General features: G+C 62.7%; 21 protein-coding genes. 2 read left to right on the forward strand and 19 right to left on the reverse strand.

Annotation, left to right across the window (positions count from 1 at the left end):
• Window positions 1–35: 35 nt before the first annotated feature.
• The 11 genes from AAAT03_RS03165 to AAAT03_RS03215 all read right to left on the reverse strand — a co-directional run bounded on the left by AAAT03_RS03165 (window position 36) and on the right by AAAT03_RS03215 (window position 11,030).
• Window positions 36–572, reverse strand: coding sequence for a TadE family protein (locus AAAT03_RS03165; protein WP_117839813.1), 537 nt, complete (start codon window positions 570–572; stop codon window positions 36–38).
• Window positions 508–726 (reverse strand): hypothetical protein, encoded by a 219-nt coding sequence (locus AAAT03_RS03170; protein ID WP_117563704.1) that lies wholly within the window; start codon window positions 724–726, stop codon window positions 508–510. The genes AAAT03_RS03165 and AAAT03_RS03170 overlap by 65 nt, the downstream gene beginning before the upstream one ends.
• Window position 727: 1 nt before the next feature.
• Complete coding sequence (locus AAAT03_RS03175) at window positions 728–1,291, reverse strand: hypothetical protein (RefSeq protein WP_271743111.1); 564 nt, start codon at window positions 1,289–1,291, stop codon at window positions 728–730.
• A complete protein-coding gene (locus AAAT03_RS03180; protein ID WP_117583818.1) occupies window positions 1,255–1,488 on the reverse strand; it encodes a hypothetical protein in 234 nt (77 codons plus the stop codon). Before AAAT03_RS03180 ends, AAAT03_RS03175 begins: the two co-directional genes overlap by 37 nt.
• 10 nt (window positions 1,489–1,498) lie before the next feature.
• Window positions 1,499–2,140, reverse strand: a complete 642-nt coding sequence (locus AAAT03_RS03185; protein ID WP_117759583.1) for a type II secretion system F family protein — start codon at window positions 2,138–2,140, stop codon at window positions 1,499–1,501.
• Window positions 2,137–3,063 carry a type II secretion system F family protein gene (locus tag AAAT03_RS03190; RefSeq protein ID WP_117563706.1) on the reverse strand — a complete coding sequence of 309 codons (927 nt, stop codon included), beginning with the start codon at window positions 3,061–3,063 and terminating at the stop codon, window positions 2,137–2,139. The genes AAAT03_RS03185 and AAAT03_RS03190 overlap by 4 nt, the downstream gene beginning before the upstream one ends.
• The gene (locus tag AAAT03_RS03195) at window positions 3,036–4,364 is read right to left on the reverse strand and encodes a CpaF family protein (protein ID WP_117839815.1); all 1,329 of its coding nucleotides are present in this window, start codon (window positions 4,362–4,364) and stop codon (window positions 3,036–3,038) included. Before AAAT03_RS03195 ends, AAAT03_RS03190 begins: the two co-directional genes overlap by 28 nt.
• The gene (locus AAAT03_RS03200; protein WP_117839816.1) at window positions 4,361–6,010 is read right to left on the reverse strand and encodes a P-loop NTPase; all 1,650 of its coding nucleotides are present in this window, start codon (window positions 6,008–6,010) and stop codon (window positions 4,361–4,363) included. The genes AAAT03_RS03195 and AAAT03_RS03200 overlap by 4 nt, the downstream gene beginning before the upstream one ends.
• Window positions 6,010–6,669 (reverse strand): Flp pilus assembly protein CpaB, encoded by a 660-nt coding sequence (gene cpaB, locus AAAT03_RS03205; protein WP_231500753.1) that lies wholly within the window; start codon window positions 6,667–6,669, stop codon window positions 6,010–6,012. The genes AAAT03_RS03200 and cpaB overlap by 1 nt, the downstream gene beginning before the upstream one ends.
• Window positions 6,670–6,921: 252 nt before the next feature.
• Window positions 6,922–8,001 (reverse strand): ribosome small subunit-dependent GTPase A, encoded by a 1,080-nt coding sequence (gene rsgA, locus AAAT03_RS03210; protein WP_117817014.1) that lies wholly within the window; start codon window positions 7,999–8,001, stop codon window positions 6,922–6,924.
• Window positions 8,002–8,348: 347 nt separating this feature from the next.
• Window positions 8,349–11,030, reverse strand: coding sequence for a cation-translocating P-type ATPase (locus AAAT03_RS03215; protein WP_117773233.1), 2,682 nt, complete (start codon window positions 11,028–11,030; stop codon window positions 8,349–8,351).
• A gap of 442 nt (window positions 11,031–11,472) precedes the next feature.
• On the opposite strand from AAAT03_RS03215, the gene pyk reads away from it, so the two are divergent.
• A complete protein-coding gene (gene pyk, locus AAAT03_RS03220) occupies window positions 11,473–12,933 on the forward strand; it encodes a pyruvate kinase (protein WP_117637393.1) in 1,461 nt (486 codons plus the stop codon).
• A 202-nt stretch (window positions 12,934–13,135) separates the two neighbouring features.
• Here the strand turns inward: pyk and AAAT03_RS03225 are convergent, their stop codons facing one another.
• The 6 genes from AAAT03_RS03225 to pheS form a co-directional block, all read right to left on the reverse strand.
• Window positions 13,136–13,984 carry a hypothetical protein gene (locus AAAT03_RS03225; protein WP_349102575.1) on the reverse strand — a complete coding sequence of 283 codons (849 nt, stop codon included), beginning with the start codon at window positions 13,982–13,984 and terminating at the stop codon, window positions 13,136–13,138.
• 78 nt (window positions 13,985–14,062) lie between these two features.
• Window positions 14,063–14,830: an ABC transporter ATP-binding protein gene (locus AAAT03_RS03230; protein WP_349102576.1), complete on the reverse strand. Its 768-nt coding sequence runs from the start codon at window positions 14,828–14,830 to the stop codon at window positions 14,063–14,065.
• A 46-nt stretch (window positions 14,831–14,876) separates the two neighbouring features.
• Complete coding sequence (locus AAAT03_RS03235) at window positions 14,877–15,713, reverse strand: energy-coupling factor transporter transmembrane component T (RefSeq protein WP_349102577.1); 837 nt, start codon at window positions 15,711–15,713, stop codon at window positions 14,877–14,879.
• Complete coding sequence (gene cbiM / locus AAAT03_RS03240) at window positions 15,691–16,773, reverse strand: cobalt transporter CbiM (RefSeq protein ID WP_349102578.1); 1,083 nt, start codon at window positions 16,771–16,773, stop codon at window positions 15,691–15,693. The genes AAAT03_RS03235 and cbiM overlap by 23 nt, the downstream gene beginning before the upstream one ends.
• Window positions 16,774–17,098: 325 nt before the next feature.
• Complete coding sequence (pheT, locus tag AAAT03_RS03245; RefSeq protein ID WP_349102579.1) at window positions 17,099–19,552, reverse strand: phenylalanine--tRNA ligase subunit beta; 2,454 nt, start codon at window positions 19,550–19,552, stop codon at window positions 17,099–17,101.
• Between the two features lie 160 nt (window positions 19,553–19,712).
• Window positions 19,713–20,789, reverse strand: a complete 1,077-nt coding sequence (pheS, locus tag AAAT03_RS03250) for a phenylalanine--tRNA ligase subunit alpha (protein ID WP_349102580.1) — start codon at window positions 20,787–20,789, stop codon at window positions 19,713–19,715.
• 506 nt (window positions 20,790–21,295) lie between these two features.
• Between pheS and AAAT03_RS03255 the strand changes: the two genes are divergently transcribed.
• On the forward strand, window positions 21,296–22,837 hold the full coding sequence (locus tag AAAT03_RS03255; protein WP_349102581.1) for a carboxypeptidase M32: 1,542 nt from the start codon (window positions 21,296–21,298) through the stop codon (window positions 22,835–22,837).
• A 205-nt stretch (window positions 22,838–23,042) separates the two neighbouring features.
• Here the strand turns inward: AAAT03_RS03255 and glmM are convergent, their stop codons facing one another.
• Both glmM and AAAT03_RS03265 read right to left on the reverse strand, forming a co-directional pair.
• Window positions 23,043–24,374: a phosphoglucosamine mutase gene (gene glmM / locus AAAT03_RS03260; protein WP_117637400.1), complete on the reverse strand. Its 1,332-nt coding sequence runs from the start codon at window positions 24,372–24,374 to the stop codon at window positions 23,043–23,045.
• Between the two features lie 83 nt (window positions 24,375–24,457).
• Entirely contained in the window at window positions 24,458–26,770 is a 2,313-nt protein-coding gene (locus tag AAAT03_RS03265) for a DUF4012 domain-containing protein (protein ID WP_117839822.1), read from the reverse strand.
• Between the last annotated feature and the right edge of the window lie 40 nt (window positions 26,771–26,810).

The raw sequence follows: 26,810 nt of genomic DNA on the forward strand, positions 1-26,810 counted from the left end.
GACGGTGCGTCAAAACGCGTCTAGACCAGAAACGCTTAATCCCATGCAGCAATCCACGAATCATAATCTCCCTCCAGCCATTCGGGACGCGATTGATACGAGACATCGACCTTGAGCTCAACGTAGCCGCCCTCGGCGGTACCACCCATAGCCTGCGCAAACGCACCGATCACAGGCAACGGCTTGACCTCGCCGGAAACGGACACGGACGAGACGCCACCCGCACCGGCCCGGCCAAGCTCGATATCCCACGACAACGGCCCGCCGGCATGAAAGATCGAAACGTTGGGCACTGCGGCAAGTCGGCGGCGGGCGAACTCCTTAAGATCGTCGTCCTCCGCCGTCGTCGTGGTCATGAGCCGCGCGGTCTCGGCGGCGGCAGACTCCATGACCGCGCGCGTATAGAGCAGGCACACCGGTTGCAGCGCGAGAAGGATGAGTGTCAGAAACGTCGGCAGCAAAAAAGCGGCCTCGACCGTAGACTGCGCCCGGTCCTCGCGCGCGGCATCAATACAACGCGATGTCCTTAGCGGCCGCAGCGGCGTCGATAACCGACGTCGAGGCAACGCCATGAGATGCCGCCCGCTCAACCAGCGCCGCCAAGCGCCCATCGGTGCCGGCACGCCAAAGTCCCGCGATCGCCAGCACGATCGATAACAGCGCCACCGTGACGATGGCGTATTCGACCGTCGCCTGGGCAGATTCCTCACGCAGGACATCATGCATTTCACGATCCCTCCTTTGAGTCCGTTGCCTGCGGGCTCAGGCGCACGGCGCGCAGACGACACGAAGCATCGCCAGCATCCGCGGCAATTGTCACCATATCGACCCAGCCGCGTCCGTCGCGCACGATGGCGCCCCACACGTTTCCCTTGATGTCGAGATAGCCGCTCAGAGCAAGTTGCGCCGTGGGTACCTCGCGATAGGCACGCAGCATATCCGCCGCCGCTTCGGTCATCGGTCGGTCCTCGGACCATGCAAGCCGGACCGCAATCGCGTTGCCCTCAGGCGAATCCGTCGCAGTGCCAGACCGCTTGTCGAGCGTCCGCAGAAAGGTTTGCGCCGTGACAGCGACATCCGAATCGTCCGCATCTCGCATCTCATCTTTTTGAGACGCCACCGCCGAATCTGAGCCCAAATCGGAGGCGGTCCCAGGACGCTGCTGCCGCGCGGCGTTAAGCCCCCAAAGCACCGCCGCTATCGCCACGGTCAGGCAAGCAAACACCAGCAGCACCCCGATGGGGCGCTCGCCCTCTACAGGCTGTTGATGCCCTCGCTGATCGCATCCCATAGCTCTTTAACCTTGCCTTTAAATGCAACGATGGCAATAATCGCGATCACCACAAGTACGCCCACTAAAATGGCGTACTCGGTGGTACCCTGCGCGCTCTCCTCCTGCAACAGCTCCTTGGCATGCTGGCGAGTGTGAATCGCCCGGCAAAAAGCCCAGCTCCAAGCCTTGTCAGCAACTTCGACCATCGTGTTCATGTATTCCTCCCTACATCATCCCGCCTGCTCCCAGCAGCGGGCCCAATATGGACAGAAGCAACGCCGGCAAGATGAGCGTGCCGGTGGGAATCAACAGCTTGACGGGCGCACGCTCGATCTCGCGCTCGACCGCGGCGCGATGAGCCGCACGGATCTCGCGACTTTGAGCGGCCAGCGTCTCGGCAAGTGGGGCACCCAGGGCGAGCGCCTGCCCCACCGTGATGGCAAAGGTCTCGAGCGCTCGCACGTCCAGGTCGCGCGCGGCGGCCAACAACTCGTCCTCACGCGTGCCCACGCCCACCTGCCACGCCATGCAGGCGCGCTCAAGGCGAAGAGCCAGCACTGACCGGCGGTTGGCGCAGAAAATCTCAAGCGCCGCATCAAACGAAAGACCGGCCGAAAGACCCAAGCGCACAACATCGATCATCTCGGACACTTCGCCGAGCGACACTCGCGCCGGGCCGCCCGCTCCAACCGCGCCCTTCACTCGCGCGGTCAGAGCATCGACCACCGAGCGACCCGCGGCAGCGACCAGCACCGCCTCGCGCTTGCAGGCCCCTGCGATCTTGCGTGCATCCGCCCGATCAAAACCCGTCGCGACAAATACACTCAGGGCGCACAGGCAAGCCGCAACTGCAACCGAGGCGCTCATAGCTCCACCCGCATAATGCGCCGGATAACCACCAGGGCAACGGCGTTGAGGGCAAGACCCAGCACCACAGCGCCCGCGCCGGCAGGCGTCGCAAGACCGCGACGAAAATCTGCCGAAAGCAGCGCCAACACCGCGCACATGCCCGCCGGCATCGCCGCGACCATATGCGCAGACATGCGAGCCTGCGACGTCTTAACATCCAGGCGGCGCTTGAGCTCAATGCGCTCCCCCACCATGCTCGACGCCTCGGACAGTAAGTCGGCAAGCGGAGCGCCGGTGCGCTGAGACACCTTAAGCGCCAAGGTCACAAGCGAAAGACCGGGGGCGTCGATACGTACGAGCAAGTCATCGAGCGCGTCGGTCGCCGAGATGCCGCAATCGATCGCCGCCGCCACCCGCAAAAACTCGGTATGCACTGGCTCTTGCGCATGAGCGCCCACAAAGCGCATGCCCTGGGCCAGCGAATGTCCCGAGGCAAGCGACATGGAAAGTGCGGTAAACGCCTCGGGCATCGCCTCTTCTGCATCGTGTTGCTCGCGCCGGCTCTCAAAGCCATCCCGGGCGGCACCAACGGCAAACGGAGCAACAAGTCCCAAGGCAAATCCGAGGGGCGATAACGACACCATCGTTAGTAAAACGCAGCAGACACCGCTCGATAGCAGCAGAAACGCCAAACGTCCCGAAGCATCTTCGATCACGAGGCCAAGGCGATGCGCCGGAGCCAGCGATGCCCACGAACGGGCGATCTTTTTCAGCAGATCGTTTTCCACCAGCTCACGCGGCAGCTTCTCTGCCACCGTCTCGAGCGCCTGACGTGCCAGCTCCGCCGGCGGTACCTGCGGCACACGAGGTTCCGCCCCGCACGCCGTCGCGACAGAAAGCCCTGCCAAGCCCCCTACGACGAGGGGCACAGTGATCTCCATTCGTCCACCTCCTCTTGTGTGAGCGTCCCCGACCGCAGGCCTTCTGCGATAAACGGCGGCTCGCGGTCAAGCGTCCAGGTGCGCTCGGCGGCATCGAACGTCACATAGCGCTCGAGCTCTACGCCGCCCGATGCGGCGCGTCGCACCCCCGAATACGAGGAGACGAAGCGCCTGCCATCGGCGTGGCGCTCGGACATCACGATACCGTCGAGTGCCATGGCAATCTGCTCCTCGATGAGCTCGCTCGGCAGATCGATGCCATAACGTGCAAGCAACGTCAGACGCACCACGGTCTCCTGTTCTGAACCCGCATGAAGCGTGGTGAGCGACCCGTCGTGGCCCGTGTTCATGGCCTGCAACATGTCGCAGCACTCGGCACCGCGCACCTCGCCCACCACGATGCGGTCGGGGCGCATGCGCAGGGCATTAGTCACCAGGTCGCGGATCGTCACCGCGCCCTCGCCCTCAATTGAAGCCTCGCGCGCCTCTAGGCGCACCACGTGCGGATGATGCGCAAACTTGAGCTCGGCAGAGTCCTCGATCGTCACGATGCGCTCGCCGGTGGAAATCTCACATGACAACGCGTTGAGCAGGGTGGTCTTACCAGATCCCGTGCCTCCCGCAACCGCCAAGTCCTGTCGCAGCGACACCGCACACGACAGCAGCTGCGCATACCAAAGCGGCAGCGATCCCAACCCCACGAGCTCGTCCAGCGAGCAGATACGGTCCGAGAACTTTCGGATGGTGAGAATCGGTCCGTCAATCGCCACAGGCGGAATCACCGCGTTGACGCGATAGCCCGTTTTAAGGCGGGCGTTGACGATGGGGCTGCGCTCGTCGATACGGCGGCCAAGTGGCGAGATAATGCGGTCGATAAGCACACGGATCTGCTCATCATCCTCAAACGCATGCTCGATGGGGTACAAGACGCCGCCGCGTTCAAAGAAAGCCGAGCGGCAGCCGTTGATCATGATCTCGGTAACGGTGTCGTCCTCGATGAGCGGCTGCAACGGCCCCAAGCCCACCACGTCATCCAAAATCTCGTCGATGATGGCCTCGCGCTCGGGCGTCGCGAGATCGGTCGGCTCCTCAACATTGAGCGCCGCCTCCACCGCAGGACGCAATTCCGAGCGGGCAAGTGCCGGGTCGATATAGGCGCTGATACGCGCCACTTCGTCGTAACCCATGCGGTCCATCACGGCGCGCTTGGTGCGTCGTTTCACGGCGCGGCGACGCCCCGCATCTACAGGCGCTGCCGCCGCCGCAGCGCCGGCAGCCTTAATCCTCGTTTGCAGGCTCATCGCTGATCACCCTCGTGCGACCAGGGAAGGCGGATACGCGGGCGTTCGGTGCGCATTGCACGGTCGGCGACCATATCGCTCCAAGGGCCGACGGCGCACCCCAGTTCCACGAGCATCTCGCGCGTGGCCTCGCGCACGCTGGTCGCAAAAGCGCTGGTCTGCCCCACTGCCTCGTCAGCACGCCCAAACGCCATGAGCGCGGCGAGATCCTGCCCGCCATCGGCGATACGAATCTTGGAGCTCAACGCACAGGCAATCTCAAAGCGCATAGCGACGTCCTCGTCTGCCCCGCGCGCACCGAACCGGTTGAACACGGCGCTCATACGCGTGCGCGGCACACCTACTCGACTTGCCAGTTCAATGACGCGCGACGCCGATGCCGCGGACGACACCGCCGCATCGCCAACGACCAGGCAACGGTCGCTCGCCGCCACCGCAGCCGCCACGGCGTCGCCCCAAAAGACCGAGGTATCGATAAAGACCACGTCGGATTCGCGACGCAGGACATCAAGCAGTAGCTCCACCGGACGTGCCATGAGCTCGGCTTGCTCGGGCGCCGCGACGGGACCCCAGAGCGTAACGCCCGGCGCCACGCGCATCGATGTGGCTACGATATCCGGCTCGGTGAGCGCGCCCGCCGCCGATGGCTCGATAAGTGCCGCCATATCGCGCGGAGCATCGACGCCTAACAAGTCGTAAAGGTTTCCAAACATCAGGTCCAGGTCGAGCACGGCGGCACGCAAGCCCAACAGCGACGATGTGTGTGCCATGGCGGCAACGATCGTCGACTTGCCGCAACCGCCCGAACCCGAAATAGCGCAGATGACTGGAGCTCGATGCGGCGGAGCGGTAGCGTCTGCCGGCGGCATCGGAGGCGGCGGGGCGGGCGTCGGTGACAGCGTCCCCGTCTCCCCCGCCGCAACCACGTGCTGCGTCCAAGCCGGCATGGCTGCTTGTTCGGTCTGCGAGGCAGGCTCGTTCTGCGCAATCTGCTCATGCTGCATCAGCGACAACTCGCCGCACCCGGCAAGGCCCTCAACTTCGTCGAGTTCATCCGCCAGATTCACGCCGTGCACGTATCCCATATCTACTGCCGGGGAGTCGCCAGCATGCTGCGCCGGCCCTCCAGCGTCATCGTATACAAGGGGGTTCCGGGGGCGCCGACCATGCTCGGCTTCCGCTTTTCCATAATCATCAACACGCGGGCCTCTTGTAGCGCGAGGCGCCCCGGGTTCCCTATCAACAAAAGCATCGGGCTCAATCGTCATGCGCCGATCGGAATCAACCGCTCCCTCGCCCGCGCGCCCGTTGCCGCATATACTGTGTGCAGCGATGACCTCGGTCGCCCCCGCGCGAAACAGCCCCTCGATATCCGACGGATCGAGCGCTTCTATCAACACGACCACGCGACTCACGCGGCCTTCGGCCGTCAGGCGCGCAACAGTCTTGCGCACATCTTCGGTATCAAACAGAGACGCCGCGATGATGGCAGCCCCGCGGCGCGACGGAAACGCCCGCGCCATGGAAACCAGCCCGTCCAGGTCACCCACGCGAAGCACCTGTGCACCCGCATCACGGCCCTCGACTTCCCGCTGCAACAGCCCGTAATCGCCGCACGCGCAGCACGCAAGCCAGATCGCCTTCATCACTCGTCGCCTCCGCTCTTTTTGCCGCGCGCCGTGGCGGGAATCGTCAAGCTGACCGTTCCCTTGCCCGAGGCTCCCAGCAGTTCCTTGACGTCTTCGGGGTCAGCCGCCAGCGTCACCCATTCGATCTTGCCCTCGCGCGTGGCACCGGAATCCTCACTGGTATCGATCACGTACGCGCCGCACAGCCGATCGGTCACGCCGTCTTTTTGCACATACACATCCACGTAGCTGCCCACGCCCGTAGCACCGCCGACCGAGTGCTCGGCATCGACCGCCACCGAAACGGCGACCTTGCCCTTAGGCACCTCGAGCTTGCGGCTCTCGGCCTTGGTGTAGACATTGCAGATCACGGCGTTTTTGGGAATACGCGAAGTCGTCACGTCGCCGCGCACCTGGCGCAGCTCGGTCGCTGCGTCACGCGGCAGCAGGCTCGTCAGCCATTCCTGGGTTATGACATTGGTCTCATCGAGGGTCTCGCCCACATCGATATCGCGCGCCGCGACGCAAACTTCGACGCGATCGCCACCGTACTTGGCCAAGGTCTCAGCCTGGACCTGTTCGGCTTGCGAGCGGATCGACGAGCCGTAAACCATGCAGAGCAGAGCAGCGAGCACGCCCGCGACCAGACTGATGGCGATGCGCTTGCTCTTGTTCACGGCCGCTCCTCTCATGGCAGTGCCGGGCGAATGCCCGTACCACCATTGTCTGGGCGGTCAGAGTGCAAAGCGGCGCAATCGCAATCTTGGTTTTCGATGTCAAACCAATCGCTGACCAAAAGCTGACCAGCCCGTCAAGCTCGTGGCAAGGTTTTGGTCAGCACGTCAGCAAACTGCATGTTTCGAGGCTTTTCCACAGCAAAAAAGCCGTCTCCCGAACAGTTGGGAGACGGCTGTCATAGGAAAAATCAATTACAGATGGACATCGGGATCGAGCATTTGAGCACTCACGCGCATGGATGACGCCAGGTTTTGGAACGTTTCCAGACGCAGGCTATCGATCTGCCCGGCGTCCTCGGCCTCGCGAACGGCGCAGCCCGGCTCATGGACATGCGTGCAATCGCCAAACCGGCACGCGCGCGATGCCTCGACAATCTCGGGGAAAGCGCGCGCCAGACCCCGCTCGTGACCCACGAGCGGCAGGCTACGCAGGCCCGGGGCATCGGCGATCACGCCGGCGTCGCCCGGCAGTGCCACCATCACGCGCGCGACGGTAGTGTGACGGCCCTGATCGTCGCGTTCGCGCACACCGCCGGTCGCCAACGTATCGTGGCCCAGCAGCGCATTGAGCAGCGTCGACTTGCCGGCACCCGACTCGCCCAGAATCATGGCGCAGCTCCCGGCGGGCACGCAGGCACGGACCTCGTCCAGGCCGCGGCCCTCGGCAGAGGACGTCACGATCACGCGCACGTCCGGACCCACCAGGCGGCGCACGCGGTCCAGATCGCGCTCGAGTTCCTCGGCATCGCAGCGGTCAGCTTTGGTGAGTACCACCACCGGTTCGGCATCGCAGTCGAGCGCCAACACCAGCGAGCGCGCCACGCGGTCGAGCAGCACCTCGCCGGCACCGAGCGCCTGCACGATTAGCACGCTATCCACGTTGGAGCAGAGCACCTGACGCTCCCCGCGGGCACGGCCGCGCCAACGCTCAAAGCTCGTACGGCGCGGCAGCACGCACTCAATCACGCCCATATCGTGCCCGGGAGCGCGGCGCACCGCCACACGATCGCCCACGGCAGGCAGCAGGACCTCGTCCTCGCCGCGTGACTTGGCAAACCCCACAGCATGCTCGGCACGAAACGTGTCATCGGCAGTCGCCACCAGTGGAAACCCGCGATCCAAGCGCACCACGGCGCCAAGCTGCATCTGCTCGGGCTCCTCGGCATGTGCGCAGAAATCATCAAAGGCAGCCTGCTGGGCTTCATCGACCGGCAGGTCATCAAACGCCGGAACATCCTGCAGCGCGTCGAGCCCCGGCACGCTTGCCAGCAGCTCCTCAGCAGGTGCGGGAGCCTCGGTCGCGAGCTTCCGACGACGATCGCGCTTAGCCCGCGCCCCCGTCGTCTTTTTCTTCGCCTTAGCCTTAGCCTTGCCCACAGATGCCTCCCAGCACAAAACCACACAACTGAGCAGGTATTTTACCCACAAAAAAAGAGTCGGTCGAGCAAACGCTCGACCGACTCACATACTTTCCCTCAGCCAATGGTCCCGCGAGGTTATCCGAAGGCCCGCCCGCCGGGAGGGGTTTCTTCCGAGCGATCCCGCAGCGCGAAGCGCGAGGACCAGCGAGGAAGAAACCCCGCAGGCGGTCGGGCCGGTGGGAAGGATGGCCTTTCGACCTACTCCTTCTCGACCGCGCGCATGATCGCCTTGTAGATCTCCATCAGCGGGATGATCAGGAAGGCCAGGCCCAGGGCAGCGACAACGCCCTTGAGTTCAAGCGTCACGGGGCCAAAGAACATCTCGGCAAGCGTCGGCTGCACGGTCACGATCACCGTCAGCACCAGTGCCAGCGCGGCGGAAGCCCACAGCCACTTGTTCTGCTTCTTCATGGTGAACAGCGACGCACGACGGCTGCGCATATTGAAGCAGTGGAAAATCTCGACCATGTTGAGCGTGATGAACGCCATCATCACGCCTTCCTCGTCGGCATTGCCGGCGATCATATCGGCGATGTGGATGTAGCCCATGTCAAAGTACACGCCCACAAAGAAGCTCGCCAGCACCAGCGCGGTGATGATTAGGCCCTGGACCACGCAGTCCAGACCCATATGTCCGGCAAAGACACCGTCCTTGGCGTTGCGCGGCTTGCGCTTCATGATGTCGCCCTCGGCATCCTCCATGCCCAGCGCAAGCGCGGGGAAGCAGTCGGTGACCAGGTTCACCCACAGCAGCTGCACCGGCTGGAAGATGGTAAAGCCGATGAGCGTGGCGATAAACACCGAGAACACCTCGGCAAGGTTGGCCGAAAGCAGGAACTGGATGACCTTGCGGATGTTGTCGTAGATGCGACGACCCTCTTCGCAGGCGCCGATGATGGTAGCGAAGTTGTCATCGGCAAGTACCATGTCGGCGACGTTCTTGGTGACGTCGGTACCGGTGATGCCCATACCAACGCCAATGTCGGCGCGCTTGATGGACGGGGCGTCGTTGACGCCATCGCCCGTCATGGCCACGATCTGGTCGCGCGACTTCCAAGCCTCGACGATGCGTGTCTTGTGCTCGGGCTGGACGCGGGCGTACACGCCGTAGTCCTCGATGTGCGCGTCGAGTTCCTCGTCGCTCATGCGATCGAGGTCGGCACCGGTGATGGCCTGGCTGCGATCGGCGACGATGCCCAGCTGCTTGGCGATGGCCACGGCGGTGTCGATGTGGTCGCCCGTGATCATGACGGTGCGGATACCGGCGTCGTGCGCCTCGTGGATAGCGTCGGCCACCTCGGGACGGACCGGGTCGATCATGCCGGACAGGCCACAGAAGACCAGGTCATGCTCGAGCGCAGCGGGGCTGCAGTCGTCGGGAACCTCGGTGTAGGTGCGGCTTGCCAGCGCCAGTACGCGCAGGGCCTCGTCGGCCATGGCCTTGTTGGCCGCCACGAGCTCGGCGCGGCGCTCCTCGGTCAGGGGGACGACCTTATCGCCCTCGTAGATATGGGTGCACAGGCCGATCACCACGTCGGGCGCACCCTTGGTGTACTGCTCGTACTCGCCATCCAGGGTCTCGACGACCACGGACATCATCTTGCGGCCCGAGTCAAACGGGGCCTCGCCCACGCGCGGATGCTCGGCAGTCAGGCCAGTGAGGCCCGCCTTGCCGGCGTCGTTGACGAGCGCGCACTCAGTCGGCTCGCCCACGGCCTCGCCCAGCTCCTCGTCCCACTGAGCATCGGAGCACAGCGCCATGCCGGCCAGGAACTTCTCCTTGGGCGCAGCGAGCTCGTGCTTGACGACGGTCATCTTGTTTTGGGTAAGGGTACCGGTCTTGTCGGAGCAGATGGTCTGCGTGCAGCCGAGAGTCTCGACGGCAGAGAGCTTGCGGATGATTGCCTGGCGCTTAGCCATCTTGGTCACGCCAAGCGATAGCACGATGGTCACGACGGCGACCAGGCCCTCGGGGATGGCAGCGACGGCGAGCGAGACGGCGACCATAAAGGTATCGAGCAGGGCGGTCGGGTCGGTAAGAACGTTGCCCACGCCGTGGCGGATGATATCAACGCCAAAGATGACGACGCAGATGACGATAACCATAATGGTAAGGATGCGGCTGAGCTCGGCGAGCTTCACTTGCAACGGCGTGAGCTCTTCCTTGGCCTCGGCCAGGGCGCCGGCGATCTTGCCCATCTCGGTGTTCATGCCGGTGCCGACCACGACGGCGCGACCACGGCCGTACACGACGGTGGAGCCCATATAGCACATGTTCTTACGGTCGCCGAGCGGCACGTCATCGGTGCCCGCAGCGAGCTCGATCACGTTGGCGTGCTTCTCTACGGGCACGGACTCGCCGGTGAGCGCGGCCTCTTCGATCTTCATCGTGGCGCTCTCGAGCACGCGGCAGTCGGCCGGGACGGAGTCGCCCGCCTCGAGCATGATCACGTCGCCGGGCACGAGCTCGGCGCTCGGCAGGTGCACGAGCTTGCCGTCGCGCAGCACCTTGGACTGCGCCGCACTCATCTCCTGCAGGGCCTCGAGAGCCTCCTCGCTCTTGGCTTCCTGGACCACGCCCAGCACCGAGTTGACGATAACGACGAACATGATGATGGCAACATCGGCAAAGTCGGGCTCGCCCTTGACCATGCCCGTGAGCGCACTGATGACGGCGGCAACGATCAGCATGATGACCATGGGGTCGGCCATCTGCTCAAAGAAACGCTTCCACAGCGGTGTCTTCTCGGCTTCCTCGAGCTTGTTAGGGCCTGTCTTGGCGAGGCGCGAAGACGCCTCGTCGTTGCTCAGGCCGAGGTTCTCATCGACACCTTGGTCGCTGAGCACCTCCGCCGCGGCGGACAGGTATTCCTTTTGCATATAGAGTCCCCTCCTGGGATTCGGGCCACTCAGCAGATTGATGCCCGATCATAATTCCCAGGAGAAGGGCAAGGGCTCATCAAGGCTGCCGTGCTGAGCGGCAGTTGATAGTGGAGCTATGGTACCCCAAAGCGACGCGTCTAGCCAAAACAATCGGTTTGGAAATATGGTCCGCACGCAACGGTGCAGACCGTGTGATGCTCAACATTGGTAAAACGTTTTTTCTTCGGCACATCGCCAAACTGACATATCTCCCAGATAGCAGCGGTTGGAGTGGTTGGTAAAGATTTTTCATATACCGTTTTTCCCGCAAAAAATGAACTTCCATTTCGGCATACGGTCGATTTTTTGGGGTATTCGGTCGGCATTTCGTTATAATCATCTCGGTTTTATTTCTTATGGTTTATCTATCAGCGCAAGACGATGTCAGATGGAGGTCTGAATGTACAAGCGCACTAAGATTGTATGCACCATGGGTCCCGCCTGCGATAGCGACGAGACCATCCGCGAGATGATCAAGGCGGGCATGAACGTCGCCCGTTTTAACTTCTCGCACGGCTCCTACGACGAGCACCACGGTCGCATCGAGCGCGTCCGCCGTATTTCCAAGGAGCTCGGTCTGCCTGTCGGCATCCTGCTCGACACCAAGGGCCCCGAGGTCCGCACCGGCCTTCTGGTCGACGGCAAGAAGGTTGCCGTCAAGACCGGCGATAAGATCGTCGTCACCGCTCAGCCCACGTCCGAGGATTTCCACGGCACCGCTGAGCACATCTCCCTCGACTACCTGGCTCTGCCTTCCGAGGTCGAGAAGGGCTCCCTCATCCTGATCGATGACGGCCTGGTTGCCCTCGAGGTCGAGTCCGTCAGCGGCCAGGACATGACCTGCGTCGTTAAGAACGACGGCCTGATCGGCGAGCGCAAGGGCGTCAACATGCCCAACGTCAACATCTCGCTGCCCGCCATCACCGAGCGCGATCGTCAGGACATCCTCTTTGGCCTGACCGAGAACATCGACTACATCGCCGCTTCCTTCATCCGTGACGGCGAGTCCGTCCGCGGCATCCGCAAGCTTTGCCGCGAGAACGGTGGCGAGCACGTGACGATCTTCCCGAAGATCGAGTGCGCCCTGGGCGTCGAGAACTTCGACGAGATCCTCGAGGCTTCCGACGGCATCATGGTCGCCCGTGGCGACCTGGGTATCGAGATCAAGCCCGAGCTCGTTCCGCACATCCAGAAGGAGATCATCGCCAAGTGCAACGCGGCCTACAAGCCCGTTATCACCGCTACGCAGATGCTCGACTCCATGCAGCAGAACCCGCGCCCGACGCGCGCCGAGGTTGCCGACGTTGCTAACGCCATCTACGACGGCACCGACGCCGTTATGCTCTCTGGCGAGTCCGCTGCCGGTAAGTACCCGGTCGAGGCCGTTAAGATGCAGGCCAGCATTGCTCTCGAGACCGAGAAGTACCTCCCGGCCCACGCTCCGCTCGAGGTTCCGGCCGACGCTCACGGCACCCGCGTCGTCAACAACGTTGTGGGTATGTCCGCTGTGAACATGGCCACCACCGTTGGCGCCAAGTGCATCACCGTGCCGACGACCACCGGTCGTACCGCACGCCTGATCTCGCACTTCCGTCCCAACATGCCGATCTGCGCGTTCTCCCGCCACGAGTGGGCCGTCCAGCAGATGATCATGTACTGGGGCGTTATCCCGCACCAGGCCGAGATTACCCAGGGCACCGTCAACGGCACGATCGTCAAGGCGATCGAGACCGCTAAGGAGCTCGGCTACGTCGAGGCCGGCGATCTGACCGTCGCTACCGCCGGCGATCCCCGCATGAGTGTTCAGCTCGAGGACAAGGTCTCCTCGACCAACGTCGCTTACGTCGCTCAGGTGCGCTAAATCGCACTTGCAAGCACGCTTGCATTGCAAAAGGGCCCGGAAGGCTTTGCCTTCCGGGCCCTTTTTAGACCTTCTTCGTATGCCGCATCATCGATTTGTGTTCAGTCGCAAGCCTCTCCGATGCCGAGCGCACCACCGAAGACGCCCTGCGACGGGAGCCGTTGGTCAATTGGAATGAACTGTTCACCGTTAAGCCGGCCGGCTAGCAGCTAGCGATCAGGGGGACTGCGGGAACGTCAGAAGCAGCAACGCGAGCCGCAAATCCCGCCTCGGTCAGCTCGATGACCTCGGTAAACGTTGCATCGAAAAACTCCTCGGTTAGCAGGCGATACGGCGGATGATCGGGCTCGCCGGGGTTTTCGCGTACAATCTCGTGCATGACGCCGATAGTCTTGAGCACATATTCTTTATGGATGGGATACTGCCCAAAACGCGTCGCAGCGGTATAGAGGCGATCGGTCGCACGCGGAATGGAAACGATGCCCAGCGTCTTGCCAAACCAGTCAAAATCGCCCTGCTTTTTAATGCGGAATTCCTCGCACGGCTTGCCGCCGTGTGCTTCCAGATACTGGTTCACACGCGTGTTCCATACCGTGTCGGCCACCAGATGCGACCAGACGCCCAGCGTTAAATCGAGCAGCGACTGCGCCACATCTTCGGACGCAAGCGAGAACTCACAGGCGCCGGGACCGACAACCGGCTCGGCATCCCTGTAGCGCTGAGGATAGTGCACGCGGTTCAGTCGCTCGCGCTCCTCGACAATCGAGGTAGCCTCAGCAGGTTCGCCCGCGGGTGCGCCTTTAAGCAGCGGCGCCACATAGGTATCCCAGAACTCGTGCTCGCGCGGCTTAGAGATAGGCTCGGGCTTTGCAAAGTGCGTAATGCGATACGGAATGGGATCGGCGATGCCAGGGACCATATAGCCCACGAAGATATCCGGAACCACGCAGCCAAACAAAAAGGCATTGCGGTCGCGCACGCTATCGGCAAGCACGCTAGCACGTGCCAGCAAGCGCTCCGTTTGAGCGATATGAATGTTCCAACTTGGCATAGCCACCCCCATAAAACCTGGTTAACTATACCATCACGGCAGAGTCGCACAGGCGGCCATACATACCCTACGCAGCAACTATTCCGCAGCACCGCTTTCGGTTCCATACGACGGCACGGGCGCCTCGACCACATGGTGATATCGATCGATATAGATGGCACGGGCCTCCAGGCGGCGCACCAAATCTTGATGGTGCGTACTCATCAAAACCGTCTTACCGGCAGCAACGTAGGCCAGCAAAAAGTTGACTACGATGTCGCACGAGTCCTCATCGAGCCCGTTGGTGGGCTCATCGAGCACTAGGATATCGGGGTTCATCGACACAACCGCAGCCAGCGCCACGCGCTTCTTTTGCCCGCCCGAGAGCTGATAGGGAGAGGCGTCGGCAAGGTCGGCAACCTGGAACAGCTCCATGGCATCGCGGACGCGGCGCTCGAGCTCGTCTGCCGGCAACCCCATCTGCGCGGGACCAAAAGCAACTTCCTCGCCCACCGTAGCGCAAAAGAGCTGCGCGTCGGCATTCTGGAACACAAAGCCCACGCGCTGATGAAAACGCTGAGCGGCCGCGGAATCCTTGAGATATGCCGCATCGATTACGTGCCGGTCAAACAGGTATGCTCCTGCGTCGGCAAGTTCAAGGCCGTTAATAAGGCGCATGATCGTCGTCTTACCGCAGCCGTTGGGACCGAGCAGGGCAACGAGTTCACCACGATCGACCTGCAGCGAAACGCCGTCGACCACCGTATGCCCCGCATAGGAGAACACCACGTCGCGCAGCTCGATGAGCGGCGTGGCCTCGGCGCCCGCACCGTTCGTGCCCGCCGCACTATTCATATCGATCGTCAAAACGTCGCCCTTCCCTATTTGCATCCCCAGCCGGAACCAGCAGCGCCTACAGCACCGCGCACAACACGGCGAGCAGAACCACGCCGGCCGCATAGACCGCATCGCGCCAGCCAAACCCGGCGCGTGCAGGCGCCGGATACACGCCGGCAAAGCCGCGGCAAAGCATAGCCTCATCCATCGCGCGGCTGCATTCCATCGCCTTGATAAACGTCATGCCCATGATACCCGCCAGCGAGTCGGTGCGCGAAAAACCCGCAGGCGCGGAACCGACGCTGCGCAGCATGACCGATTCGCACAGATCGTGCGCCGTGCGTCCCAGCACCTCGATATGCTTGAGCGCCATATCGAAAGTAAAGATGACCTCGTCGGGCAGGTGCAACATTTTGAGCGCCGCCGACATGCGGCTCCAGGTGAGCGTCCACGAAACACCTAGCACCAGCGACACGTTAATGAACGTCTTGAGTGCAATCTTGAGCATGGCGCCCGTGGCAGAAGCACCCAGCAGCAGGGCAGGCAGCGCCAGAACCACGGCAAACCCCGCGGCAGCCAACGCCGGCACAAAGGTAGCGCGCAGCCCACGTACGGGGCGCACCGCGACCAGCACCAACGCGATCGCCGCCATCAACATCAGGTACAGCGGGCTTTGCGCCAGACACACGGACAGGACGCAAACGAACATCCCTAACAGGCGCACCGGAGCCGAAACGCAAGAAAGGGCGCGGTCGACCATCGACCCGCCCTCGTTCGCGCCTCCACCCAGGCGAACCCGCTCAAGCAGGCTCGCCAGGTGCAGGACGTTCTTTTGCATCACACGATGCCGAGCCCCCGCGGGCTCGTATCGCTCCTCGGTCGCAAGCCAGCTAGGCAGCTCGGCTATTGCCATGAGCACCGCTTTCCTTGACCGTCAGCGAGACCAGACGGAATGCGATGGTGAGCACCGCCACGCCAATCACGCCCGAAAGAATATACATCGCAGCCTGGCCGGCAAAGCCAAGGCCCTGCTCCTCGGAATAGGCCTGCAGATAATCGCCCGTGGGCAGGGCGTCGGCAAAGGTCGGGGTGTCGAGGCCGACCGAAGCCTGCAGGCTGTCGTCGCCAGCCTCCTGAACGGCGGTCGCGGCGCCCTCGGCGTCCCACTCACCCCAGGCGTCACCGGTGGCGAGCAAGCCGAGCGGCGTAGCCACGACAAGCACGGCGACCAGAATGAGCGTGGGAATCAGGGAAGTCTTCTTGGCGGTACCATCGGCGGCAAGCTGGCCATCGGCGGCTTCGGGGCCGACGATAATGCTCGGCGCCGTCTTCTTAATGAAGCCGTAGATGGCGGCCGTCGCCACGCCCTCGATCACGCCGGCAACCAGCATATGCGGGATCAACATGGCCGGAATAGCCACGGACAGCGGGAAGGGGCAGTACAGAGGGGCGCCCGAAGCGTTGGTGAAGAGCATCGGCTGAATACCAAACTCGATTGCCGCGCACAGGGCCGCCAGGCACAGGCCGACCCAACCGCTCACGATGGCAGAAACCGAGGTGCCCCAGCTCTTGTCGTGCAGACGGCTGTTGAGCGCACGGAACACGATAGCAGCGGTAAACGGCAGCACAAAGGCCATGTTAAAGCAGTTGGCGCCAAAGGACAGAACGCCGCCGTCGCCAAACAGCAGCGCCTGCAGCGCCAGCGCGACCGAGACAGCGATAGCCGCGGCCTCGGGGCCCAGCAGCAGCGCGATGAGTGCGCCGCCGACGGCGTGGCCTGTGGTGCCGCCGGGCAGCGGAACGTTAAACATCATGAGCAAAAAGGAGAACGCAGCGCAAATACCCAGAAAGGCCATATGCTCGCGATCGAGCGTGGCGCGCACTTTCTTGATGCAGTGAACCCATACGGGCACCATCGCCACCGCCATAACGGCATCGGTCTGCGGGGACAGATAATTATCGGGAATATGCATGAGCCCTCTCAATCAGAACGTTGCGTGTTACGTTTCCAACAATCCGTAACACCGACTCTGCATACTAACAAAAAGGCGCACCGCCCACAACGCAGCACGCCCTTGCAATACGTACGTTATTAACCCAAGTCCACACACCGCCCAATAAAGGGCCCATGCACTCCCAACTTTCCGGTCACCCGGAAGAAGGTGCGGTCCGCTCGCAACAAGATTAACGCAGGAACCCGCCCCCGAGAGGGGTTTTCTAAGGCAACATCCCGCAGCCGCGAAGCGGCGAGGACGTTGCCGTAAAACCCCGCAGGGGGCGGGTTCCAAACGGCAAAGATTACGAGCGGACCTCGCCGTTTACGCCCTTGCACACCTTGGTGACAATCTTCTGGTGCGCCTTCTCGACCTCTTCGCTGGTGAGCGTGTGGTCGTCTGAGCGATACGTGAGCGCAAAGGCCATGGACTTTTTGCCCACGCCCACGCGGACCGGATCGCGGTAGACATCGAACAGGCGCACGCCCTCGAGCAGCTTGCCGCCGGCGCTGGTGATGCGACGCTCAAGGTCCTCGCAAGTCACGGCGTTGTCGACCACAATGGCAAGATCGTGCTCAACAGCCGGGTACTGCGAGAACTCGCGATAGTTCTCCTGGTTGCGGGCGCCCTTGATCAGCTTGTCCAGATCGAGCTCAAAGGCAACGACGACCTCATCGATGCCCATCGCCTCGCGCGCCTCGGGGTGAATCTCGCCGACCCAACCCAGCACGGTGCCGCCGGACAGAACCTCGGCGGCACGACCCGGCTGCAAGAAAGCGTAGCCCTCGCCCTCGACGGGACGGAAGCGAACCTTCTCGATGCGCAGTTGGGCGAGCAGCTCCTCGACAATGCCCTTGCCAAAGAAAAAGCGCAGCTTGCGGTACTTCATGTTCCAAGACTGCTCGCTCCACTGGCCCGAAAGCACGCCCGCGACGGACTTGGTCTCCTTGGGCAGGCTGGCGTTTTCGCGGCCATGGAACAGGCTGCCGACCTCGTACAAGTGCACGTTGGGCGTACCGTGCGCCTCGTTGTAGGCCACGGATTGCAGCAGGCCCGGCAGCAGCGAGCGGCGCATCTCGGTCTGCTCGGCCACCAGCGGGTTCATGAGCACCACGGGGCAGCCGCGACCCTCGGTGGGCATGCCGATCTTCTCCAGGTCGCCCGGGGCGGCAAAGCCAAAGGTCGTGGTCTCGTTGAGGCCGCAGGCGCGCAGGATCTCGCCGACCTTGCGGGTGAGCTTCTGCTCGCGGGTCAGACCGCCGATGTGGTTCTTAGCGGCCGGGATGGTCGCCGCCACACGGCCCATGCCCCATAGGCGCAGGACCTCCTCGATCAGGTCGATCTCGCGCGGCAGGTCGGGACGGAAGCTCGGCGGGGTAACCATAAAGTCCTCGCCGTCGCGCTCGACGGTGCAGCCCAGACGGGTGAGCGAACGCTCGATAAAGTCGGGCTCGATGTCGGCACCGCAAATGGCGTGCACGCGGGCCAGGCGCAGCTTAATGCTGTCGATGGTCTTGGGCGCGGGGAAAACGTCGACATAGCCGGGAGCAACCTCGCCGCCGGCGATCTCCTCGATCAGCGCGCAGGTAACGTTGGCGACATCCACGCAGCCGGTCTCGTCGACCTGGCGCTCAAAGCGAATGGAGGCGTCGGAGATCAGCGACAGATCGCGGCTGGTGTGCGAGGTGCGACCGGCGTTGAAGCAGGCGCTCTCGACCATCACGTCGACGGTATCGTCCTCGATCTCGGAATCCATGCCGCCCATAACGCCGGCCAGCGCCACGGGGCGCTCGCCGTCGGTGATAAGGCCCATGCCGGCGTCGAGCGTACGCTCCTCGCCGTCGAGCGTCGTGAACTTCTCATCCTGCTGGGCGGCGCGAACCACCACGCGGCGGTGGCCATCGCGCTCGGCAAAGGTAGACAGGTCAAAGGCATGCAGCGGCTGATCGGTGAGCATCATCACGTAGTTGGTGATGTCGACGATGTTGTTGTGCGGGCGCACGCCCAGGGCGTTGAGGCGCTTGACCATCCAGTCGGGCGAGGGGCCGACCTTCACGTTACGTACGATGCGGGCGACGTAGCGGTCGCACAGGCCCTCGTCGGCAATCTCGACGGAAAGCTCGTCGTCGGTCGCGCGGCCGGTCTCGGCCTTGATGGCGGGCAGCTCAACGTGGAAATCGCGGTCGAAGATGGCGCCGGTCTCGCGGGCCATGCCGATCATGGACAGGCAGTCGGGGCGGTTGGGCGTGATCTCGCAGTCGAGCACAGTGTCGCTCGAACCCACGTACTCGGCAAACGGCATGCCGCAGGGCGTATCCTCGGGCAGGATCATAATGCCGAAGTGGTCGCCGCCCAGGCCGAGCTCGCGTGCGGAGCAGTTCATGCCCATGGACACGACGCCGCGGAGCTTGCTCTTCTTGATTTTGACGTCGCCGGGAAGCACGGCGCCGATCATGGCCGTGACGATGTGGTCGCCGGCCTCGAAGTTCTGCGCGCCGCAGACGATTTGCAGTGGAGCGGGATTGCCGTCGGCGTCGAGGTTCTTGTCACCCACGTCGACCGAGCACACATACATGTGGTCGCTATCGGGGTGCGGGGTCTTGGTGAGCACCTTGGCGGTCACCACGTGGTCGAAGGACTCGCCCACGGTGTCGATCGCCTCGACCTCGGTGCCGGTACGGATATATTCGTCCGAAAGGGTCTTGGGATCCTCCGGAATATCGATCATGGTCTTGAGCCAGTCGTAAGAAACGCGCATCTAACTGGTCTCCTTTCATAAATGCGGCTTTGAGCCAAAAACTGCAACGGAGACGGGTTTTCCAAGTGCCGCAGATTGCCTTGAAAGAGGAGGGCCGCGTACTTAGGTACGCAACCGACGATTGAAAGGCAAGGTGCGGTGCTTGGGAAAGCCGCCGGGCCTAGAACTGATTTAAGAAGCGCATATCGCCCGTCATAAGCGTTCTGAGGTCGGGCAGGTCGTAGCGCAGGGCCGCGACGCGCTCGGCGCCAATACCAAAGGCGAAGCCGGTGTACTTCTCGGGGTCGATGCCGCAGTTGATCAGGACGTTGGGGTCGACCATGCCGCAGCCCAGGATCTCGATCCAACCGCTGTGCTTGCAGAAGTTGCAGCCCTTGCCGCCGCAGACGTGGCAGCTCACGTCCACCTCACAGCTGGGCTCGGTGAAGGGGAAGAAGTGCGGGCGGTAACGCGTCTTGCGATCCTCGCCAAACATGCACTTAACAAAGTAGTCGAGCGTGCCCTTGAGGTCGCCAAAGGTGATACCCTCGTCGACGACCAGGCCCTCGATCTGGTTGAACTGCGGCAGGTGGCAGGCGTCGGCCGTGTCGGGACGATAGACGGTGCCCGGGCAGATCATGTAGATGGGCGGCTTCTGCGACTCCATAGTGTGGATCTGCACGCCCGAAGTCTGGGTGCGCAGCAGCACGTCGGACTCGCCGTGGGCGTGAGCCTCGGGGTGCGCGACGCTGCCGGGGTTGTTGTCGACCACGTAGAAGGTATCGCGGGCCGAGCGGCTCGGGTGATCCATGGGGGCGTTGAGCGCGGTGAAGTTGTAGTAGGAGGTGTCGACCATGGGGCCGGACTCGACGGTGTAGCCGATGCCGCAGAAGATGTCCTCGGCCTCCTCGATAATCTGCTTGATCAGGTGCTGGTGGCCGATCTGCGGACGGATGCCCGGCAGCGTGATGTCGACGGCGTCGTGCTCCAGTGCGCGCTTGAGGGCGGCGGCCTTCATCTCGATGTTGCGCTCGTCGAGCATGCCCTCAATCAGCTGGCGCATCTCGTTGGCTCGCTTGCCCATCACGGGACGATCCTCGGGGGCGAGCTTGCCCATCATGCGCATCAGGCCGGTGATGCGGCCCTTGCGGCCGAGCAGCTCAACGCGCGCAGCCTCGAGCTTGGCTGCGTCGTCGGCGCCTGCGACGAGCTCCTTGGCCTCTTCCTCGAGTTTGACCAGATCATCAATCAGACTCATGTCTTCCCTTTCGTCTCTCGCGCTCTCCGTTTGCCGAGGCGGCTGCCACCGTCTGGCGTTGTGAAAACGCGGCCCGGTTCGGTAATAAAAAAACCGTCCTCGGGCATGTGCATTGCCCAAGGACGGTTGAATTCCGCGGTACCACCTTGTTTGACCCGGCGGATGTCTGGCCCGCCGCGCCCACTCTGTGCCCCTTGTCGCGAGGCTCACGGCTTCCCTACTGGGGCTTCGCCGCCGCTGGCTGCGTGCCCGTTGAGGTCGCTGCTCGGGAGTGAACGCTTGGCCCTTGTCACCGCAGGAAGGCTCGCAGCCCATGACCTTCCCTCTCTTGCCGGCGACGCGGCGGGCAAAACCCTCTCCGTCAACGCATTGGGCTATAGGATAACACATTCTGCGTGTGCATCGCCGCGTTCCGTTTTGTTCGCACTGGGTACAAGGCGGGTAGCTGTGCAAACTGGCCGCACGCCCACCCGTGGCGCTCGACCTGCGAGATCAAGGATATAGGTATGGGAAAGAAACTCGATAAGAAAGCCAAGGCGGGCAAGAGCATCAAGAAGCTCCGCAAGCTCGAAGGCAAGCTGTGGACTCGCGAGTACCTGCTCAAGATTGCCGAGTTCGATGGAGCGACGATTGCTCCTGCCAACGGCGCAGCAGCGCGTGCCGACGCCATGGGCACGCTTGCCGGCGAGCATCACAAGCTGCTGACCAGCGAGAAGTCCGTTGAGCTCGTACGCTCGTTAGCGCGCGAGACCGTCGCCGGCGGCAAAATCGACGACCCTCAGCTGCTCGACGAGATCCGTGTGCTCGGCCGCGATCAACGTGAGGCCAGTGCCATCCCCACCGAAGAAGCCGAGGCCTGGACCAGGCTCACCTGCGAGGCGGACGCCGTGTGGCACAAGGCCAAGGCTGCCAACGACTGGGCGAGCTTTGAGACCTATGTGGATAGAATCGTCGCCCAACTTAAGCATCAGGCCGAGCTCATGGACCCCAAGCGCGATCCATACGACGTTTGGCTCGACCAGTACGAGCGCGGCCTTTCCGCCAAGAGCTTCGACGCGTTTTGCGATGAGGTCAAGGCCACGGTCGTGCCGCTCGTGCACGCCATCGGCGAGCGCGGCCAGCAGCCGGCTGCCGACTTTTTGCACGCCCACGTGCCCGAGGCTGCCCAGCGCGCCATGAGCTTCGACCTTATGAAGCTTGTCGGCCTGGACCTGGACGACACCACGCTTGCCTTTACCGAGCATCCGTTTAGCGAGGGCTTTGCCGTGGGTGATGCGCGCATCGCGACGCACATCTACGAGGACGACTGCATCTCCAACGTCTACAGCATCATCCACGAGGCGGGGCACACCATGTACGAGCTGGGCGTCAATCCCGCCTATGCGCGCACGTGCTTGGAGGGCGGCACCTCCATGGGCATCCACGAGAGCCAGAGCCGCTTTTTCGAGAACACCGTGGGTCGCAGCCGCGCCTTTATGGGCCCGCTGCTCGAGGTGCTGCGTCGTCACGCGCCCGAGGTCTACGGCGACGTCGACGAAGACACGCTCTACCGCGCCGTGAACATCGCGCAGCCGTCGTTGATCCGCACCGAGGCCGACGAGCTCACCTATCCGCTGCATATTATGGTGCGCTACCAGATCGAGCGCATGCTGTTTGCCGGCGAGGCTGCGGCCAAGGACATCCCCGCGCTTTGGAACCGCCTTATGGACGAGTACCTGGGCATTCCCGTTCCCGACGACACGCACGGCTGCCTGCAGGATACGCATTGGAGCGGCGGTTCGTTTGGCTACTTCCCCACGTATGCGCTGGGTAGCGCCTACGATGCCATGTTTGTGCCGGCCATGTGCCGCGACGGCGTCGACCTTACCGGTGCCTGCGCGAGCGGCGACTTGGCACCCGTCCGCGCGTGGCTGGGCGAGCACATTTGGCAGTGGGGCCGCGCCAAGGACGCGCCGGAACTCATCAAGGGTGCCTGCGGCATGGATTTTGACGCCCGCTACTACTGCAGCTACCTGCAGGACAAGTTCACCACGCTGTACGAGCTGTAAGGATTGACCAGCACGCCATCGCCAACGCCAACTATGTTGACGCCAATGTCTTGGCAACGTCAGCGAAAACGACCCTAAGCGAGCAAGGTGACGTGAAATGAAAGGGCGCTGACCTTCTGGTCGCGCCCTTGAAATTGAACGTCAGATTGCCGCTTAGGGGCGTTTGCAGCGTCGAGCAGTTACGCGGTTTGGTAAAACCGCGTAACTACAGAGCCTCGAGTGCGTTGGCGATGCGCTTCATGGCGGCATCGGCGGATGCTTGGTCGGGCGCCTCGGCCAGCACGCGGATAACCGACTCGGTTCCGCTCTTGCGTACGAGCACGCGGCCCTCGCCTGCCAGCGCAGCCTCGGCCTCGGCGATGGCGTTCTGCACGCCCATGTTCTCGAGCGCGGCGTCCTTGTCCGCCACGCGCACGGCCACCTGCGCCTGCGGTAGCAGCTTGCACGGAGCCGTGAGCTGCGAGAGCGTCTCGCGCTCGGCGCGGATCACTTCCATCACGCGCAGCGAGGTCATAATGCCGTCGCCCGTGCGCTCGATATCGCCAAAGATCGTATGGCCCGTCTGCTCGCCGCCCAGGCTGTAACCGCCCTCGCGCATCTTGGCATACACGTGGCGGTCGCCCACACCGCTGGTCACGGCACTTAGGCCGGCAAGCTCCAACGACTTGATCAGGCCAAAGTTGCTGGCAATCGTCGGAACCACGGTACCGCCCGAAAGGCGACCGTGCTTGTTCAGGTACACGCCGCACACGTACAGGATCTGGTCGCCATCGACCACGCGGCCGCGCTCGTCCACGGCCAGGCAGCGGTCGGCATCGCCGTCATAGGCAAAGCCCACGTCCAAGCCCTGCTCCACCACGTGGCGCTGCAGACGCTCCATATGCGTGGAGCCGCAGTCGACGTTGATGTTAAAACCATCAGGCGCGGCATTGATCACGCGCACGTCGGCGCCCAGCGCGTCGAACACCGGCTTGGCCACCGAGGACGCCGAGCCGTTGGCGCAGTCGATGCCGATCTTGACGCCCTGCAGCGAAAAGTTCGCGCTGGCGATGAGCGAGGCAATGTAGCGGTTGCGGCCCTGCATGTAGTCCACCGTGGCGCCGATGTGGTTGCCCGTGGCCAGCGGCACCTCGCTCTTGCCATCGACGTAGTCCTCGATGAGCTCCAGTACGTCCTCGTCCATCTTAAAACCGTCGCTATTGACGAGCTTAATGCCGTTATCGCAAAACGGGTTGTGGCTCGCGCTGATCATGATGCCGCAATCGAAGCAGCCTTCCACGGTCTGATGCGCTACACCCGGTGTGGGGATCACGTGCAGCATATAGGCGTCCGCACCGCTCGCGACCAGGCCACTCACCAGCGCCGCCTCGAACATATAACTCGAGCGACGCGTGTCCTTACCCACGATGACGCGCGCCTTGCGCTCGCGGTTGGCGCCGTAATACCAGCCCACAAAACGGCCAATCTTATAAGCGTGCTCTACCGTCAGCCCAACGTTAGCCTCACCGCGAAAGCCGTCGGTGCCAAAGTACTTCATGCGCTCTCCTTACAAAATAGGGGCGAACAGATTGCCTGTCCGCCCCAAAATGGTACTCGATTATCTGCGCTACCAGAAAAACCCTACGCCGACGCGCTGTCGCGAGCCGCCTGGCATGTAGGAGTCTGACGCAGCGTAAGCGGCTTGTCCCCCGCCTCGGCTGACGTGGTCAGCGTATATGTGATCGTCGTCGTCTCGCCAGCATGCAGGTCAACGGTGCCCGAATAGAAGGGGATTCCATGCCACGTAGCGGCGCCAAGACCAAACTGGGTGCCCTCGACGGTCAGATCAGTAATGTTGCCGCCCGTCGGGGCAAACAACGAGACATTCAGACGCTCGTCGTCGCGCGCGGCATCGGGCGCGCTCGCCGCGACGTAGTCGGGCAGCTTGCCGGCCTCCTCCTGCGTCATGATGTTCGTCAGGGTAACGGTGATGCGATACGAGCATGTGCCGTCACCGTTCTTGATGCCCTGGCCAATCTGCGTATCGGCATTCAGGTACCAGTCGAGCTTGGAGAAGCTCAGGTTGTTAAAGTAGACACCAGCAACGGGATCTTCACTCGGGTCATCCGGATCGGGCAGCGAGGCGTCGATGTTCATCTCCTTGATAGCGTTCTGCTCGTCATCGTTTTTCATCCACGCGATCAGGCGGCCCTCTTCGGCACCGCGCTCAACGGCGCTGACAAGCTTCGTAACATCGACATCGCCGATACCGCCAAGGATCTTGTCGAAGGCAGCGCTGGCGACGGATGCAAAGATGCCGTCCGACTCCTCGACCGGATAGTTCCAGTACACATCGTGCATGAGGACCTTTGCGGCGTTGGTGCCGTCGACAACCGTTCCGTCGGGCAGCGACACGTTACCGACCAGGCCCAGCAGATACTGCAGGAACACCGGGTCGATACCCACGACGCCGTCAACGTCCTGGCCATATTGAGATTTCCACAGGGCTGCGACACGCTGCGAGTTGCGGGGCCAATCAGGCGAATAGGTATTGCCCGAGTTGTACAGGTTACTGTGGTTGCCGAACAGCGCCTCATCCTCTTCGTCGACGCTCTCGACTGCCTCATCCTCGCTGAGTCCAATGCGGGGAACAAACTCGCCGATCGACATCTGGCCGTCGGTGACCGAAATCAGGCCCTGCGAACCGCCAAAGCCGCCGCAGGCACGAATCTCGACGTTGTTCATGGCGTACATAAGGTAGTTGCGCGTCTGGCCGTTGGCGCCGAGCATCTGGGGAAGGACGGGGGCGACCTTCTCCGCCGCGTCAACCGCGCCGTTGAGGGTGGCAAAGCCGTCCTTGGCCTTATCGACCAGCTCGGTCACCTGGGAAATATGAGTATCGCCAATGCCCTGGATCTTCTCGTTGGCGCTCTTGAACACCTTCGAGCTGTTGGAAAGCGAATCGGCGACCGCCTGCAGCGCGGACACGTTAATCATGCCATCCTGGAACAGCTTGCCGGGCGTTGCCCGCGAGAGGTTGTCGGCCATGGGAATCAGCGCGCCGCTAGAGACATCGGACAGGGCGTCGATCATGGTGCGGGCAGCATTGATGTCGCTGCCATACACCGGGATAAACGAAGCCGCCGTCCACAGCGGGCTCGAGGTCTCCGCCTTCATGCTGTCGCAGAGCTCATCAATCTTCTTCGCGTCGTCAGGCAGCGTCGAAAAATCGCCCGACGTGACCTTGTCCTTAAGGCCACCGACGATCTCGACAGCCTCCTTCGCTTCGCTCTTTACGGTCTTTGCCGAGTTAAGCAGCATAAAGCCGCTTGCGCCAAGCGCAACGAGAAGCACCGCGACTACAGCGGCAATAATGGCGCCAGTGTGACGCTTTTTGCGCTCGCCCTTGCGATGGCGATGACGGACCAGACCGTCAGAGGTCGAACTCGACGAAGCGTCGCTACCGTAGTTCAAGCCAAAATCGTAATAATCTTCCTTGGAACCCGAGCCCGCAAACTCGGCACCGCTATCATCCAGGCGGGCGAACGTGCCAGTCTCGGAGGCGCCGGTGTAAATCGTGCCAAGGTTACCCGTAAGCCCCGCGCCACCGGCAGAGGGAGTATTGTTGGCGGCCTTGCCGGCATTAACGTTGCCGGCGGTATTCGCGGCGTTGGCAGCACCTGCGTTGTTCGCAGGTATCGAAGGGGCCCCGCTCGGCTGCGACGTGGAGGTTGCACCGCCCGCAAAGACATTCCCTCTTGCACGGCCGGTCTTTTTTGCCTTTTGAGACTGCTCGTACAGAGCGGTAAACATCGCCGTCTCGCCCGGGGACACGCGCTTACCGGAACCGCCCTGCCCAGCGCCGCCCGGCGTGCCGGCCTTACCAGCCCCGTTCGGACGCGGCGGAACTGCAGGACGGCCGCTATCGCTGCCCTTAAAGTGATTACCAGCCATAAAGAAATCCTCGCAATTGAGTCGCAATGAAAAAGTCCAT

The organism is Collinsella sp. CLA-AA-H167 (assembly GCF_040095305.1).
Lineage (GTDB): Bacteria > Actinomycetota > Coriobacteriia > Coriobacteriales > Coriobacteriaceae > Collinsella.

Excerpts from the sequence above, each read along its gene's own strand:
- AAAT03_RS03200 (WP_117839816.1), bottom strand. The coding sequence starts at position 6,010 with ATGAAGGCGATCTGGCTTGCGTGCTGCGCGTGCGGCGATTACGGGCTG.
- AAAT03_RS03225 (WP_349102575.1), bottom strand. The coding sequence starts at position 13,984 with ATGCCAAGTTGGAACATTCATATCGCTCAAACGGAGCGCTTGCTGGCA.
- AAAT03_RS03175 (WP_271743111.1), bottom strand. The coding sequence starts at position 1,291 with ATGGGATGCGATCAGCGAGGGCATCAACAGCCTGTAGAGGGCGAGCGC.
- AAAT03_RS03190 (WP_117563706.1), bottom strand. The coding sequence starts at position 3,063 with ATGGAGATCACTGTGCCCCTCGTCGTAGGGGGCTTGGCAGGGCTTTCT.
- AAAT03_RS03170 (WP_117563704.1), bottom strand. The coding sequence starts at position 726 with ATGCATGATGTCCTGCGTGAGGAATCTGCCCAGGCGACGGTCGAATAC.
- pheT (WP_349102579.1), bottom strand. The coding sequence starts at position 19,552 with ATGCGCGTTTCTTACGACTGGCTCAAGACCATGATCGATATTCCGGAG.
- AAAT03_RS03165 (WP_117839813.1), bottom strand. The coding sequence starts at position 572 with ATGGCGTTGCCTCGACGTCGGTTATCGACGCCGCTGCGGCCGCTAAGG.
- pyk (WP_117637393.1), top strand. The coding sequence starts at position 11,473 with ATGTACAAGCGCACTAAGATTGTATGCACCATGGGTCCCGCCTGCGAT.
- AAAT03_RS03180 (WP_117583818.1), bottom strand. The coding sequence starts at position 1,488 with ATGAACACGATGGTCGAAGTTGCTGACAAGGCTTGGAGCTGGGCTTTT.
- glmM (WP_117637400.1), bottom strand. The coding sequence starts at position 24,374 with ATGAAGTACTTTGGCACCGACGGCTTTCGCGGTGAGGCTAACGTTGGG.
- AAAT03_RS03185 (WP_117759583.1), bottom strand. The coding sequence starts at position 2,140 with ATGAGCGCCTCGGTTGCAGTTGCGGCTTGCCTGTGCGCCCTGAGTGTA.
- AAAT03_RS03215 (WP_117773233.1), bottom strand. The coding sequence starts at position 11,030 with ATGCAAAAGGAATACCTGTCCGCCGCGGCGGAGGTGCTCAGCGACCAA.
- AAAT03_RS03265 (WP_117839822.1), bottom strand. The coding sequence starts at position 26,770 with ATGGCTGGTAATCACTTTAAGGGCAGCGATAGCGGCCGTCCTGCAGTT.
- cbiM (WP_349102578.1), bottom strand. The coding sequence starts at position 16,773 with ATGCATATTCCCGATAATTATCTGTCCCCGCAGACCGATGCCGTTATG.
- AAAT03_RS03235 (WP_349102577.1), bottom strand. The coding sequence starts at position 15,713 with ATGGCAATAGCCGAGCTGCCTAGCTGGCTTGCGACCGAGGAGCGATAC.
- AAAT03_RS03195 (WP_117839815.1), bottom strand. The coding sequence starts at position 4,364 with ATGAGCCTGCAAACGAGGATTAAGGCTGCCGGCGCTGCGGCGGCGGCA.
- pheS (WP_349102580.1), bottom strand. The coding sequence starts at position 20,789 with ATGAGTCTGATTGATGATCTGGTCAAACTCGAGGAAGAGGCCAAGGAG.
- AAAT03_RS03255 (WP_349102581.1), top strand. The coding sequence starts at position 21,296 with ATGGGAAAGAAACTCGATAAGAAAGCCAAGGCGGGCAAGAGCATCAAG.